Annotated in this window: 15 protein-coding genes; 10 read left to right on the top strand and 5 right to left on the bottom strand. The window is 71.2% G+C overall.

Annotated features, from left to right (window positions below):
* Window positions 1-17: 17 nt before the first annotated feature.
* The gene (locus KZC57_RS08310) at window positions 18-986 is read right to left on the bottom strand and encodes an aldo/keto reductase (protein ID WP_247641465.1); all 969 of its coding nucleotides are present in this window, start codon (window positions 984-986) and stop codon (window positions 18-20) included.
* Window positions 973-2,268, bottom strand: a complete 1,296-nt coding sequence (locus KZC57_RS08315) for an L-fuconate dehydratase (protein WP_060922366.1) — start codon at window positions 2,266-2,268, stop codon at window positions 973-975. The genes KZC57_RS08310 and KZC57_RS08315 overlap by 14 nt, the downstream gene beginning before the upstream one ends.
* Before the next feature lie 123 nt (window positions 2,269-2,391).
* Here KZC57_RS08315 and KZC57_RS08320 point away from each other — a divergent pair, with 123 nt between their 5' ends.
* Together KZC57_RS08320 and KZC57_RS08325 are read left to right on the top strand one after the other, a co-directional pair.
* Window positions 2,392-3,252: a fumarylacetoacetate hydrolase family protein gene (locus tag KZC57_RS08320; protein ID WP_247641466.1), complete on the top strand. Its 861-nt coding sequence runs from the start codon at window positions 2,392-2,394 to the stop codon at window positions 3,250-3,252.
* Complete coding sequence (locus KZC57_RS08325) at window positions 3,234-4,025, top strand: SDR family NAD(P)-dependent oxidoreductase (protein WP_247641467.1); 792 nt, start codon at window positions 3,234-3,236, stop codon at window positions 4,023-4,025. The genes KZC57_RS08320 and KZC57_RS08325 overlap by 19 nt, the downstream gene beginning before the upstream one ends.
* A gap of 358 nt (window positions 4,026-4,383) precedes the next feature.
* On the opposite strand, the gene KZC57_RS08330 is transcribed toward KZC57_RS08325, so the two are convergent.
* Window positions 4,384-5,283, bottom strand: coding sequence for an amidohydrolase (locus KZC57_RS08330; protein WP_247641468.1), 900 nt, complete (start codon window positions 5,281-5,283; stop codon window positions 4,384-4,386).
* Between the two features lie 47 nt (window positions 5,284-5,330).
* Between KZC57_RS08330 and KZC57_RS08335 the strand changes: the two genes are divergently transcribed.
* Complete coding sequence (locus KZC57_RS08335; protein WP_025105368.1) at window positions 5,331-6,008, top strand: FadR/GntR family transcriptional regulator; 678 nt, start codon at window positions 5,331-5,333, stop codon at window positions 6,006-6,008.
* Between the two features lie 4 nt (window positions 6,009-6,012).
* Here the strand turns inward: KZC57_RS08335 and KZC57_RS08340 are convergent, their stop codons facing one another.
* Entirely contained in the window at window positions 6,013-6,675 is a 663-nt protein-coding gene (locus KZC57_RS08340; protein WP_247641469.1) for a transaldolase family protein, read from the bottom strand.
* 118 nt (window positions 6,676-6,793) lie between these two features.
* Here KZC57_RS08340 and KZC57_RS08345 point away from each other — a divergent pair, with 118 nt between their 5' ends.
* The 5 genes from KZC57_RS08345 to KZC57_RS08365 all read left to right on the top strand — a co-directional run bounded on the left by KZC57_RS08345 (window position 6,794) and on the right by KZC57_RS08365 (window position 10,657).
* Entirely contained in the window at window positions 6,794-7,756 is a 963-nt protein-coding gene (locus KZC57_RS08345; protein WP_247641470.1) for a ribokinase, read from the top strand.
* A 14-nt stretch (window positions 7,757-7,770) separates the two neighbouring features.
* Window positions 7,771-8,175: a D-ribose pyranase gene (gene rbsD / locus KZC57_RS08350; protein WP_025105365.1), complete on the top strand. Its 405-nt coding sequence runs from the start codon at window positions 7,771-7,773 to the stop codon at window positions 8,173-8,175.
* Window positions 8,175-8,987: a GntR family transcriptional regulator gene (locus tag KZC57_RS08355; RefSeq protein ID WP_247641471.1), complete on the top strand. Its 813-nt coding sequence runs from the start codon at window positions 8,175-8,177 to the stop codon at window positions 8,985-8,987. The genes rbsD and KZC57_RS08355 overlap by 1 nt, the downstream gene beginning before the upstream one ends.
* Before the next feature lie 74 nt (window positions 8,988-9,061).
* Complete coding sequence (locus KZC57_RS08360; RefSeq protein WP_102209423.1) at window positions 9,062-10,120, top strand: PLP-dependent cysteine synthase family protein; 1,059 nt, start codon at window positions 9,062-9,064, stop codon at window positions 10,118-10,120.
* 21 nt (window positions 10,121-10,141) lie between these two features.
* Window positions 10,142-10,657 (top strand): glycine cleavage system protein R, encoded by a 516-nt coding sequence (locus KZC57_RS08365; RefSeq protein ID WP_062637081.1) that lies wholly within the window; start codon window positions 10,142-10,144, stop codon window positions 10,655-10,657.
* Window positions 10,658-10,761: 104 nt separating this feature from the next.
* On the opposite strand, the gene KZC57_RS08370 is transcribed toward KZC57_RS08365, so the two are convergent.
* On the bottom strand, window positions 10,762-11,439 hold the full coding sequence (locus tag KZC57_RS08370) for a FadR/GntR family transcriptional regulator (protein WP_085605550.1): 678 nt from the start codon (window positions 11,437-11,439) through the stop codon (window positions 10,762-10,764).
* A gap of 166 nt (window positions 11,440-11,605) precedes the next feature.
* Here KZC57_RS08370 and KZC57_RS08375 point away from each other — a divergent pair, with 166 nt between their 5' ends.
* Window positions 11,606-12,841 carry an aminotransferase class V-fold PLP-dependent enzyme gene (locus tag KZC57_RS08375; RefSeq protein WP_247641472.1) on the top strand — a complete coding sequence of 412 codons (1,236 nt, stop codon included), beginning with the start codon at window positions 11,606-11,608 and terminating at the stop codon, window positions 12,839-12,841.
* Window positions 12,842-12,903: 62 nt separating this feature from the next.
* Window positions 12,904-14,217, top strand: coding sequence for a sugar ABC transporter substrate-binding protein (locus KZC57_RS08380; protein WP_060923268.1), 1,314 nt, complete (start codon window positions 12,904-12,906; stop codon window positions 14,215-14,217).
* The last annotated feature ends 2 nt before the right edge of the window (window positions 14,218-14,219 follow it).

Consider the following 14,219-nt stretch of genomic DNA (forward strand, 5'->3'; position numbering starts at 1 on the left):
CTCCTCTCGATCGGGGGTCAGGAGGCGGGGATGAGGCCCTCGGCCGCGAGGTTCTCCCACAGGGCCGACGGGATCTCCCGGGCAGCGTACTCGGCGTTCTGCCGGAGCTGCGCCGGGCGACTGCCGCCGACCACCACGGAGCGCACCACGTCGGACTGGAGCGGGAACCGGATCGCGGCGGCCGGCAGGGGCACGTCGTGATCGGCGCACACCGCGGCGATGCGCACGAGGCGGTCCCACAGCTCGTCGGGGAGCTGTCCGTACTCGTACCGGCCGTCCCGACGCGGCTCGTTCGCCGCGAGGAGTCCGGAGTTGAACACCGACGCCGCGACGATCCCGGTTCCGGTCTCGCGGCACGCGGGCAGCACGTCGACGGCGGCGGGCTGCTCCAGCAGCGTGTACCGACCGGCCACCATCACGAGGTCGAGGTCGGCGGAGCGCACCGACGCCGCCAGAGCCTCCGAGACCATCGAGCCGATGCCGATCGCGGTCACCTCGCCGTCCGCGCGCAGCTGCTCCAGGGCGGGAAGGGCCTCGGCGAGCGCGAGGTCGAGGTCGTGCCGCTCCGGGTCGTGCAGGTAGAGGAGGTCGATGCGCTCGATGCCGAGCCGCTCGCGGGACTCGTCCAGGCTCGTCCGGATGCCGTCCGCCGAGAAGTCCCACACGCGCTGGAGGTCGTCCGGCACGTGGAAGTCGTTCGCGGTGTCGAGGCCGCCGGCGTGGTCGGGGTTCGGGCGCAGCAGCCGGCCGACCTTGCTCGAGAGCACGTACTCGTGCCGCGGCTTCGTCTGCAGGAAGGCTCCGAGTCGACGCTCGGACAGCCCGAGGCCGTAGTGCGGAGCGGTGTCGTAGAAGCGGATGCCGCTCTCCCACGCCGCGTCCAGCACCGCCCATGCGTCGTCGTCGGACAGCTCACGGAAGAGGTTGCCGACGTTCGCGGCACCGTAGCCGAGGGTCGGGACGGTCAGGCGCTCAGGCGTGGACATGCGCACCCGTCCAGGTGTACTCCGCGATGCTGTCGGCTTTCATCTCCATGCCCGTCCCCGGCGCGGTGGGAGCCATGTAGGAGCCGCCCTGGATGTCGGTCGGCACGACGAAGTGCTCGTGCAGGTGGTCGACGAACTCGATCAGTCGGCCCTCGCGGGTGCCGGAGACGGCTACGAAGTCGAACATCGACAGGTGCTGCACGGCCTCGCACAGCCCCACGCCGCCGGCGTGCGGGCACACCGGCACGTCGAACTTCGCCGCGAGCAGCAGGTTGGCGATGTTCTCATTGACCCCCGCGACGCGGACGGCGTCGATCTGCATGACCGAGATCGCGTCGGCCTGCAGGAGCTGCTTGAAGATCATCCGGTTCTGCGCGTGCTCACCGGTGGCGACACGGATGGGCGCGACGCCGCGGGCGATCTCGGCGTGGCCGAGGATGTCGTCGGGGCTCGTGGGCTCCTCGATCCAGGCGGGGTGGAACTCGGCGAGCGCGTTCACCCACTCGATCGCCTCGGACACCTCCCAGCGCTGGTTCGCGTCGATCGCGATGGGGAAGTCCGGGCCGCACACCTCGCGCGCCTTGCGGAAGCGGCGAATATCGTCGTTGAGATCGGCACCGACCTTGAGCTTGATCTGCGTGAAGCCGTCGGCCATGGCCTCCCGGGCGAGGCGCTCGAGCTTCTCGTCGGAGTAGCCGAGCCAGCCGGGGCTGGTCGTGTAGCCGGGGTATCCCGTGGCGAGGAGCTGCTGCTCGCGCTCGGCCCGGCCGGGCTCCGCCGCGCGCAGGATCTCCAGCGCCTCCTCGCGGGTGAGGGCGTTGGTGAGGTAGCGGAAGTCGACGAGGTCGACGAGCTCCTCCGGGGTCATCCGGGCGAGCAGCTGCCAGAGCGGCAGGCCCGCGCGCTTGGCCTTGATGTCCCACAGCGCGTTGACGACCGCGCCGATGGCCATGTGCATGACGCCCTTCTCCGGGCCCAGCCAGCGGAGCTGCGAGTCGCCGATGATCTCGCGGAACGTGCCGCCCATGTCGTCGAGCAGCGGCTCGATCTCACGCCCGACGAGGTGCCCGGCGAGCGCGTCGATGGCGGCGACCTGCACGTCGTTGCCGCGGCCGATCGTGAAGACGAAGGCGTGCCCCTCGATGCCGTCGCCGGCGTCCGTGCGGACGATGACGTACGCGGCGGAGTAGTCGGGGTCCGGGTTCATCGCGTCGGAGCCGTCCAGGCTCAGCGACGTGGGGAAGCGGATGTCGGTGGTGTCGAGGGCGACGATACGGCTCACGGGGTTCCTCTCCATGCGCGGGTCGTTCTTCCACGCGGATCTCTTGGAGTGTAAACATCCGATGTCTATACTGTCAACGAGACCGGCCGCTGAGCAGCGGCCTCCCGAACGATCAGGAGAATCATGAAGTTCGCGCGGCTCGGCACCCCGGGGGCGGAGATCCCCGTCCTCCTGGAGGGTGACCGCTACCTCGACCTCCGCCCGGTGACATCCGATGTCAACGGCGACTTCCTTGCGGGAGACTTCGTCGCCCGCGTCGCCGCCGCCCGCGACGCCGGGGAGCTCTCCGAGCTGCCGGACGCCGCGACGATGCGCATCGGCGCCCCGATCGCCCGCCCGAGTGCGGTGATCTGCATCGGGATGAACTACGCCGCCCACGCCGCGGAGTCGGGGTCGGAGCCGCCGACCATCCCCATCATCTTCCTCAAGACGCCCAACACCGTGGTGGGCCCCAACGACGCCGTGACCATCCCGCGCGGGAGCGAGAAGACCGACTGGGAGGTCGAGCTCGGCATCGTCATCGGCACCCGCACCGCGTACCTCGACTCCCCGGACGAGTCGATGGCGCACGTCGCCGGCTTCGTCGCCGCGAACGACGTGTCGGAGCGCGACTTCCAGATGGCGGTCTCCGGCGGGCAGTGGTCGAAGGGCAAGATCGCCTTCGGCTTCAACCCCACGGGTCCGTGGCTGGTCACGCCCGACGAGGTCGACCACCAGGCGCTCGGCCTCCGCAGCTTCGTGAACGGCGAGCCGCGGCAGCACTCGAACACGAGCGACATGATCTTCACGGTCGAGCAGATCGTGCACCACCTGTCGCAGTACGTGACGCTCGAGCCCGGTGACCTGATCCTCACGGGCACGCCGCAGGGCGTGGCCCTGTCCGGCAAGTACCCCTACCTGGCGGCGGGCGACGTGGTCGAGGTCGAGATCGACGGCCTCGGCCGCCAGCGCCAGGACTTCATCGCATGGGAGGCAGAGAAGTGACCCTTCGACAGGCTCAGGGATCCGACGCCGGCACGGAAGGCCTCGTGGCCATCGTCACCGGTGGCGCCTCCGGCATCGGCGCGGCGATCGCCGACCGTCTGCACGCGGACGGCATCACCGTCGCGGTCCTCGACCGCGACACCACACACGCCGACGAGCGCTTCGCGGCGTTCACCGCCGACGTCTCCGACCGCGCGAGCGTGGACGCCGCCGTCGCCGCCGTCGCCGAGCGCTTCGGTCGCATCGACATCGTCGTCAACAACGCCGGCATCGGTGCGCAGGGCGACATCGCCGCGAACGACGACGACGAGTGGGCGCGCGTCCTCTCCATCAACGTCACCGGCATCGCACGGGTGACATCGGCGGCACTGCCCTGGCTGCGGAAGTCCCCGGCCGCCGCGGTGTGCAACACGGCCTCGATCGCCTCGACCACCGGGCTCCCGCAGCGGGCGCTGTACTCCGCGTCGAAGGGCGCCGTGTCGGCTCTGACCCGCGCGATGGCCGCCGACCACCTGCGCGAGGGCATCCGCGTCAATGCGGTCAACCCCGGCACCGCAGACACGCCGTGGGTTGGACGACTGCTCGACTCCGCGGCCGACCCCGCCGCCGAGCGGGCCGCGTTGGAGGCACGACAGCCCCACGGACGCCTGGTGAGCCCCGACGAGGTCGCCGCCGCGGTGGCTTACCTCGTGAGTCCCGCCGCGGGCTCCACCACGGGCACCTTCATCGAGGTCGACGGGGGGATGGCGCAGCTCCGCCTCCGCCCCGAGTGACCCGATCTTCCCGACGGCCCGGTGTCTCCCCGCGAGACCCCGGGCCGTCCCCGTCCCCACCCATCCCATCCCCATCCCCATTGGCCCCATCCCGTCCCCATCCGGGATCAATTCCGCTCCCCCACCCCGCCCCACAGGCCCCTTTCTCATCCCGCACGCCGCCTCGCCGCGCGGCCGGGATCAGAATCGCTCCTCGATGCGGCTGCCGCGGGCCGTTTCCCATCCCGCGCGCCAGAAGGCGCACCGCCGGGACGACCGTGAGCGGCACGGCACCCATGCGGCCCGGATCAAAATCGGGCCCGGACGGTGCTCCGGAGGTGGCATATTGCACCCGCTCCGCTTAGGGGTGCGGGTGGGGTTAGAGGGAGTAGACGGAGGTGGCGGTGGCGTGGAAGAGGGCGTCGGGATCGATGCCGCGGGAGGAGGCCCACGTCGCCACGGCGTCGGCCCAGCGGCTGCGGGCGGACGGCTGATACACCGGTGCACCGTCGGCGAGAGCGTGCGTGCCGCCATGCTCCACGGGACCGACCGCCGACACGGGCCAGTCGCTCCCCCACATCAGGCGCTCGGGACCGAAGACGTCGGCCGCGGTGTCGAGGAAGGGTTCGAGCTGCGCGAGGCTCCAGTCCCCTCCGGCCTCCGCGGGCAGTCCGGACACCTTGCAGAACACCCCGGGGTGTCGCGCCAGCTCGGCGAGGTCGCGCTCCCACTCCACAGAGGGCGAGCGCGGAGCAGAAGCCGTCCCGACCTCCGGCTTCCCCAGGTGGTCGAGCACGATCCGCAGCTCGGGGATCGCACCCGACAGTCGTGCGAGGTCCGGGAGCTGCGCGGCACGCACGCACGCGTCGAAGGTCCACCCGTGCGCCGCGACCTCCCGGGCTCCGGTGATGAAGGCCGACGAGAGCATCACGCCGTCCGGCTCCCCCTGCAGGAGATGACGCACCCCGACGACCAGGGGCTCCGCGGTGAGACTCTCCAGGTGCACCGTGGTGTCGGTGCCGCGATCGAGCCGAGCGCCGGCGACGATGCCGACCACCCCGACCCGCTCCGCCTGTCCAGCCACCCACCGCACCTCCGCGAGGAAGTCGTCCTCGATGGTCTCGGCCTGCACGAACACGGCCCGCTCGTCCGTGGCCCGCTCGACCCGCGCACGCTCGAACTCGTCGGCGCCGAAGCGCCCCGCGAGCGGCCCTTCGAGCCACGTGTACCCGAGGGCTTCCGGGTCCCACAGGTGCAGGTGCGAGTCGAGGATGCGCATGTCCCCATCCTGCCGCAGACATCGGATGTTGTGCGAGGATGAGCGCCATGGCAGTCACGGACGAGGCGATCGAGAAGATCAAGGCGATGATCGTGTCGGGCGAACTGGCCCCCGGCGATCGCCTGCCCCCGGAGAAGGAGTTGTCCGAGCGCCTCGGCCTGTCCCGCAACTCCATGCGCGAGGCGGTCAAGGCGCTGGAGGTCATCCGCGTGCTCGACGTGCGGCGCGGCGACGGCACCTACGTCACGAGCCTGGAGCCGCACCTGCTGCTGGAGGCGATCGCCTTCGTCGTGGACATGCACGACGACGACTCGATGCTGGAGATGTTCGCCGTCCGCCGGATGCTCGAATCGCAGGCCACCGGTCTCGCGGCGACCCTCGGCACGGACGAGGCGATCGCCGCCCTTCAGGAGGAGGTGGAGGCCGTCGACGCGTCCGTCGGGATCGAGGAGCTCGTCGACCACGACATCCGCTTCCACCGCGAGATCGTGGGCATGGCGGGCAACGCCTACCTCGCGAGCCTCATCGAGCACCTGAGCAGCCAGACGGTCCGGGCGCGCGTGTGGCGGGGTCTCACGGAGGGCGGCGCCGTGGAGCGCACCCTGTCGGAGCACCGCGCCATCGCCGATGCGATCGCCCAGCGTGACTCGGCGCTGGCGACCTCCCTCGCCACGGCCCACATTGCGGGTGTCGAGCGGTGGCTGCGGCAGGCGGCGTCGGCCTGAGTCGTCAGGCCCCGAGGCGCTGCATCGCCGCGTCGAACTCCGCCGCCGAGCTGTCACTCACCTTGTGGAACAGCAGCTGGTCGAGCACGTCGGGCGCGGCGGTGAAGTAGGGCACCCCGGCTGCGCGCAGCCCCGTGATGTCGTCGGCGGAGCGCAGCGATGCGGCGAGGACGTTGGAGCCGCTGCCCGCGCACATCTCCTGCATCCGGGCGATGAGCGCGTCGCCGTCCATGCCCGCGTCGCGCATGCGCCCGAGGTAAGGCGCGATGTACTGGGCGCCGATCGAGGCGCACGCGAGCGCCTGCGCGACGGAGTACACCGCGGTGACGAGGACCGTGGCCCCGTCCCGGACGAGGGCCGAGGCCGCCGCGAACCCCGCTGCGGTCGCGGGCACCTTGACCGCCACCCGGTCGCCGAGCGCGCGGATGCCCTCCGCGTTCCGGAGGAAGGAGTCCGTGTCGCCACCCCACGTCTGGAAGAAGACCTCCCGTGCACCCTCGTCCACCCAGCGGGCATAGAGGTCGGGGATCTCCGCGGCCGTCCGCCCGCCGCGCTCGAGGATCGTGGGGTTCGTCGTGACGCCGTGCACCACCCCGGCGGAGAGCAGCCGCGAGACGCGGTCGGTGTCGGCGCTGTCGACGTACAGGCGGGGCGCGATCGCGGTCATCGGGGTCTCCTCGCGGGCAACCTGTCGTTACAGGTGGGGCTTCGGCTAATGTAATGACAGCTCCCGAACCTTGTCAAAGACCGGGAGCCCCGCGCTGTCGAGGAGGATCAGGAGCGAGATGACACCCGCACACCCCGGCGACCGCTCCGGCGTCGTCATCGTCGGCAGCGTGACGGCCGACGTCACGACCTTCTCGCAGCGGCTCCCCGCCCGCGGCGAGACCATCCTCGGCGACGAGTTCACGCTGATGCTCGGCGGCAAGGGCGCGAACCAGGCTGTCGCGGCCGGACGCTCCGGAGCCCGCACGAGCTTCGTCGGCTGCGTCGGCGACGACCTGTTCCACGACCTCGTGGTGGACGGGCTCACGGCGGCCGGCGTCGACCTCGCGCACCTGCGCACCGTGCCGGGCCCGACCGGCATCGCGCACATCCGTGTCGACGCCTCCGCGCAGAACGACATCGTCATGGTGCCGCTCGCCAACGCCGCCCTCAGCACGGCGCAGATCGACGAGGCCCTCGCGGCTCTCGCCCCGACGACCTCCGTCCTGCTCACCCAGCTCGAGACCCCGTCCGTGCTGACCGCGCACATCACCGCGCGCGGTCGCGAGCACGGGATGACCGTGATCCTCGACCCGGCACCGGCGGCGGAGCTGGCACCGGAGATCTGGCGCAGCATCGACATCGTCACCCCGAACGAGACCGAGGCGTCGCTCATCAGCGGCATCGAGGTGACCGACGCCGCCTCCGCCGAACGCGCCGGGCACTGGTTCCTGGAGCAGGGCGTGGGCGCCGCGGTCATCACCCTGGCCGGGCAGGGGTCGTGCGTCGTCACCGCCGAGGGGGCCACCGTCGTCCCGCCTTTCCCCGTGGAGGCCGTCGACACCACCGCCGCGGGCGACGCCTACGCCGGCTACCTCGGTGCCGCGCTCGCGAGCGGAGCGGCCCTCACCGATGCGGTGCGGCTGGCGACCGCCGCGGGCGCCCTCACCGTCACGAAGCAGGGGGCCTCGCCGAGCCTCCCCCACCGCGCCGACGTCGAGGCCTTCCTCGCCGCGCGCACCGCGGCCCCCGTCGCGAACTGAACCAGGAGCACACGATGCGCAAGACCTCGACCACGATCAACCCGGCGCTCTCCCGCGTCATCAGCGAGACCGGGCACACCGATCTGATCGTCGTGACCGACGCCGGGCTGCCCATCCCGCCGGGCTCCGAGCGCATCGACCTCGCCTACCGTCCCGGCGCCCCCGCCTTCCTCGACGTGCTCGACACGGTGCTCGCGGAGCTCGTGGTCGAGGGGGCGACGGTGTCGGCCGAGGTCGCCGAGAAGAGCCCGGAGGTGCTCGACGCCCTGCGCGAGCGCTTCGCCGACGCAGGCTTCGAGATCGAGCTCGTCCCGCACGTCGAGTTCAAGGAGCGCACGCACGCCGCCCGCGCCTTCGTGCGCTCGGGGGAGTTCACCCCCTACGCGAACGTGATCCTGCACGCGGGGGTGGCGTACTGATGTCTCTCATCGAGGATGCGATCGACCGCCACAGCGCGGCGCCGATGTACGACCAGCTCCGGCAGCTCATCATCGACGGCATCGCCCGCGACGGTCTGCAGCCGGGCGATCCGCTTCCCGGCGAGCACCGGCTGTGCGAGCGCTACGGCATCTCCCGCACGGTCGTGCGCCAGGCGCTCGCCCAGCTCGAGCACGAGGGACTCGTCGAGCGCGTGAAGGGCAAGGGCACGTTCGTCTCCCGCCCGCGCACGAGCGAGAGTCTCGTGCACACGCTGGTCGGGCTGTACGACGACGTCGAGCGGCGCGGCGGCCACGTGCACAGCGACGTCCTCCGGCACGAGCAGACCGTCGCCGACGAGGAGGTCGCCCTCGCCCTGGAGGTGCCGGTCGGATCGCCGGTGATCGTGCTGGAGCGGCTGCGGCACGTGGACGGCGAGCCCTGGTCGCTCTCGACCACGTGGATGCCGGAGGCCGTGGGGGCGGTGACGCTCGGCGCCGACCTCACCGAGGCGTCGCTGTACCGGCTCCTCGCCGACCACGGCATCATCGCCACGCACGGCGTCCGCTCCGCGGAGGCGACGGTCGCCACGCACGAGCAGGCCCAGCACCTCGGCGTGAGCGCCGGCTCCGCCCTCCTCCGCCTGGGCAGCATCAGCCGCAGCGAGGACGGGCTGCCCATCGAGTACTTCATCGCGTATCACCGCGGCGACCGCTCGCGCTTCGAGTTCCAGCTCCAGCAGGAGCAGTCCCAGGCTTCGCTGATGCACGTGGACGGTTCGGGCGGCGCCTCCCCCGCGGGCACGGTGGGCTGAGCCCCCTCGCCCGGGCGGGGGCGGCTGTTCTCCCATGCCGGAATGACGGTGTCGGCCCCGGTACGCTCGAGGGCATGAGCGACTGGACCAGCACCGCGATCGCCCTGCTGGAAGCCGATGCGAACCGCAGCGCCGACACGCACCTGCACCTGTTCCCGCTGCCGCCGGAGTGGGGCATCGACCTCTACCTCAAGGACGAGTCGGTGCACCCGACCGGCTCCCTCAAGCACCGCCTCGCGCGCTCCCTCCTTCTCTACGGACTCGTCAACGGGCGCATCCGCGAGGACACGACCCTCGTGGAGTCGTCGAGCGGGTCGACCGCGGTGTCGGAGGCCTACTTCGCCCGGATGCTGGGGCTGAAGTTCATCACGGTCGTGCCCCGGTCGACGGTGCAGGAGAAGATCGACCTCATCGAGTTCTACGGCGGCACCTGCCATTTCGTGGATCGCGCGGAGGACATGTCACCCGAGGCGCAGCGCCTGGCGGCGGACTGCACCGGGCACTACCTCGACCAGTTCACCTACGCGGAGCGTGCGACCGACTGGCGCGGCAACAACAACATCGCCGACAGCGTGTTCGGCCAGCTCGCCCAGGAGCGGCATCCGATCCCCCGCTGGATCGTCACGGGCGCCGGGACCGGGGGCACCAGCGCCACGTTCGGCCGCTACGTGAAGTACCGCCGCCATGACACCCGGATCGCCGTCGTCGATCCCGAGGGCTCCGCCTTCTACGACGGCTGGGCAGGCACGGTCGACCCGCCTGCCGGACGGCCGAGCCGCATCGAGGGCATCGGGCGGCCGCGGGTGGAGGCCTCCTTCGTGCCGTCCGTGATCGACGAGATGATCCAGGTGCCGGACGCGGGTTCCATCGCCGCGATCCGCCTCCTCCGCGAGCGCACCCTGCACTGGGCGGGCGGCTCCACCGGCACGAACCTCTACGGCGCGTTCCAGCTCATCGCCCGGATGCGTGCCGCGGGCGAGACCGGCAGCGTCGTGACGCTGATCTGCGACAGCGGTGTGCGGTACGCCGGCACGTACTACTCGGACGAGTGGGTCGCGCAGCAGGGGTGGGACCTCGCGCCGCACCGTGCACGATTGGAGCGGTTCCTGGAGACCGGGGTCTGGGCGGACTGATCCTCGGGTTACGCTGACCCCATGACCACACTCATCCTCACTGTCGCGGGTGCCGATCGTCCGGGCCTCGTGGCCGCCGTCGCCGATGTCGTCGACGCCCACGGCGGCAACTGGGAGAACAGCTCCCTCGCCGAGCTCGCCGGCACGTTCGCCGGTGTCATCGAGGTGTCCGTGCCGACGGAGCGCACCGGGGAGCTCGAGACCGCGCTGCGAGGGATCCAGGGCCAGGGTCTCCTCACGCTCTCGGTGCTCACCGGCACGCCAGGGCCGTCCGAGGACGAGGAGCAGCTGCTCGTGATGCAGGTGCTCGGCAACGACCGCCCCGGCATCGTGCGCGAGGTCTCGGCGGTGCTGAACGCGCACGCCCTGAGCATCGAGGAGCTCACGACCGAGACCCGCGAGGCGGCGATGGCCGGCGGAAGGCTCTTCGAGGCGTCGGTGATCGCGAAGGTCCCGCCGACGGTCGACCTCGACGCCCTGCGTGCCGACCTCGAGCGCCTCGCGTCCGAGATCCAGGTCGACATCAACCTCGGCTGACCCCGTTCGCCGACCCACCCCCTTCGGTGCCGCCCACCCCCTTCCGGACGTCCGAATAGGGCCGGGGCGCACGAAAGAGGGTGGCTCGGCCGGGAAACCAGGAGTCAGAGGCCGGAGTACCGCCGCACCCAATACTCGGTGTAGGCGACGTGAGCGGACGCGGCGGCCGATGCGGCCACCGGATCCGCGGCGGCGAGACCGCGCAGGATCGCGCGGTGGCCGGCGTCGGAGTGGATCTTGAGCTCCGCGGCATCCTCCGGGTCGGAGATCCGGTAGGCGCGGGAGCGGGAGCGCAGCACGTCGATCAGGCTCGTCAGGGCCTCGTTCCCCGCGACCGACGAGATGGCCATGTGGAACTCGTGGTCGAGGCGGGACTGCGCCTCGAAGTCCGTCGTCGACTCGATCTCGGTGAGCACCTCGTCGAGCGCGGCCACCGTGTCCTCGTCGATGCGGGCCGCGGCGAGCGCCGCCGCATGGGGCTCGAGCACCCGTCGAAGCTCCGTCAACTCCAGCACTCCGGCCATCGGCAGCAGTCCGACCGTGAGGGACAGGCTGCCGATGAGGTCGGCGGCGCGGAGCTCGCTGACGTAGCTGCCGGAACCGTGCCGCGTCTCCAGCACGCCCAGTGCGGCGAGCGTGCGGATGGCTTCGCGGAGCGATCCCCGCGAGACCCCGAGCCGTTCGCACAGCTCCCCCTCGCTCGGCAGCCGGTCGCCGGGGCGCAGAGCGCCGTCGGCGATGAGGGCCCGCAGCCCGTGCAGCGCCGTGTCGAGTGCGCTCATCGTCATCCTCTCTGCCACTCCCCCACCCCTCGTGAAGTCTGTCGGACGCCCCGGGCGCCGCAAACTCGTATGACAACTATGTTTCATCTTCGCGGTTTCGTAGCCAAAACCGAAGGCGTGTGGCAAAGTTGTGCAACAACTCGCCCCCACTCACCGATGAGGTCCGATGCCCGCTCCGCAGTTCCCCGCTCCGCTCACGCTGAACTCCGGCCTGCGGGCGCGCGATGCCTGGCCGCTCGACCCGACCGTGATCCACCTCAACCACGGGTCCTTCGGGGCTGTGCCGTCGGTGGTGGTCGCCCACCAGGACGCCCTGCGCCGCCGCGCCGACCTGAGCCCCGTGGAGTGGTTCCCTCGGATCGCGGAGCGCGTGCAGGAGGCGAGGCTGCGGACGGCTCCGTTCGTCGGCGCCCGCGCGGAGGACAGCGTGTTCGTGCCCAACGCCTCCGCCGCGGCCACCGTCGTCTACAACGGCCTCCAGCTCGACAGCGGCGACGAGATCCTCGTCACCGACCAGGGCTACGGCGCCATCACCATGGGCGCCGAGCGCCTCGCCCGACGCTTCGGCGCCTCCGTCCGCACGGTCGCCCTGCCCCTGCTCGCCGACGACGACGAGATCGTGCAGCTCTTCGCCGACGCCCTCACCCCACACACGCGGCTGCTCGTCGTCGACCAGATCACCTCGCCCACGGCCCGCCTGCTGCCCACCCGCCGCATCGCCGACCTCGCGGCCGAGCGCGGCGTGCGCACCCTCGTCGACGGCGCCCACGCCCCCGGCCTCATCCCGGACGCGGCGGCCGTCGCCGGCGGCGACTGGTGGTTCGGGAATCTGCACAAGTGGCCCTGCGCCCCGCGCGGCTCCGCCCTCCTCGTCACCACCGCCCCCGACCGCGACGAGCTCTGGCCGCTGATCGACTCCTGGGCCGCGCGCGAGCCGTATCCCGAGCGCTTCGACACCCAGGGCACGATCGACGCGACGACCTACCTCGCCACCCCCACCGCGATCGAGTTCATCGAGGTGGAGTTCGGATGGGCGGCCGCGCGCGACGCCATGGCCGCACGGGCAGACGCCGGTGCCGAGCTCATCGCCGAAGCCCTGCGCCCCTTCAGCGACGAGGACCCGCTGACCCCTCTCCCCTCGCCGGTGCCGTCCATGCGGCTCATCCGGCTGCCGCTCGGCCTCGGCGCCACCCGAGAGGAAGCCGACGCGCTGCGCATGGACCTCCTCGACGAGGTCGGCGTGGAGACCGCGTTCACCAGCTTCCGCGGCGTCGGCTACTTCCGCCTGTCCGCGCACCTGTACACGGAGGCCTCCGACATCGAGGCGTTCGTCGAGCGCTGCGTCCCCGCGATCCTGCGCCGCGCCGGCATCCGCCCCGCGGACGCCCTCATCCTCCCCTGACCCGCTTCACCTTCCCGCACGACCCACCCGAACACCCACCCACCCCCACCGAGAGGCACATCGTGAAGAACAAGATCTTGACGACCGCAGCCGGAGTCGGCACCGTCGCCGTCCTCGCACTCACCGGCTGCTCCGGAGGCTCCGGCTCGTCCGGCGGCGACGGCAGCGTCACCCTCCAGATGGTCGAGAGCCTGACGAACCCGGCGCGCACCGAGCTGCTCCGCGGACTGCTCGACGAGTTCGAGAAGGACAACCCCGACATCACCGTCAACCTCGTCTCCCCGCCCACCGAGCAGGCCGACCAGAAGATCCAGCAGATGCTGCAGTCCGGCAAGGGCGTCGACGTGCTCGAGGTGCGCGACATCACCGTCGGACCGTTCGCGAACAACGGCTGGCTCTACGACCTCGGTCCGGATCTGAAGAAGTGGGACGGCTGGGACGCCCTGACCGAGAACGCGCAGTCGGCCTCGGTCGCGGAGGACGGCAAGAGCTATTTCGTCCCCTACGGCTTCTACGGCCTGTCGCTGTTCTACCGCACCGACCTCGTCGAGCAGGCCGGCTTCGACGGCCCGCCGCACAGCTGGAAGGACCTGCTGGAGCAGGCGTCGGCGATCCAGGACCCGTCGAACAACATCTACGGGTACGCGTTCCGCGGCGGTCAGAACGCGAACAGCAACGTCGTCGCCGCGATCGAGGCCTACACGATCGACGGTCTCGACACGGAAGACGCGTTCCTCATGGAGGACGGTTCGACGATCTTCGCCGCCCCCGAGGCGCAGGAGGCCGTCGACGACTACTTCGACCTGTTCAAGGAGGCCTCGCCGCCGTCCGCCGTCTCGTGGGGCTACCCCGAGATGGTCGCCGGGTTCACCAACGGCACCACGGCCTTCCTCCTGCAGGACCCGGAGGTCATCGCGACGGTGCAGGACTCCTCGCTGACCGAGGACCAGTGGGACACCGCGCCGCTGCTCGTCGGCCCGTCCGGCAAGGCCGCACAGCCCCTCGCCGTCGCCGGCTGGGGTGTCGCGGAGAACAGCGAGCACAAGGAGGCGGCGGTGAAGCTCGTCGAGTTCCTGTCGTCCGCCGAGCCCGCCACCGAGTTCGCGCAGGCGAACAGCCTCGTCCCGATCATCGCGGCCGCCGCGGACGACGAGTTCTACTCCACCGGCCCCTGGACCAGCTACGTCACCATGACCGAGGACCCGGAGACCTACGTCAACGTGCGTCAGCCGCGCGGCGTGAGCTGGTGGACCGAGTGGATCCAGAAGTCCGACCAGGACGTGCAGAGCGTGCTGCTCGGCAACATGTCCACCAAGGACCTCCTCGCCTCGTGGGACGCGTTCTGGACCGAGAAGTACGCCGCGGAGAAGGGTTGATC

It is taken from the genome of Microbacterium sp. KSW4-4 (assembly GCF_023091185.1).
GTDB lineage: Bacteria > Actinomycetota > Actinomycetes > Actinomycetales > Microbacteriaceae > Microbacterium > Microbacterium paraoxydans.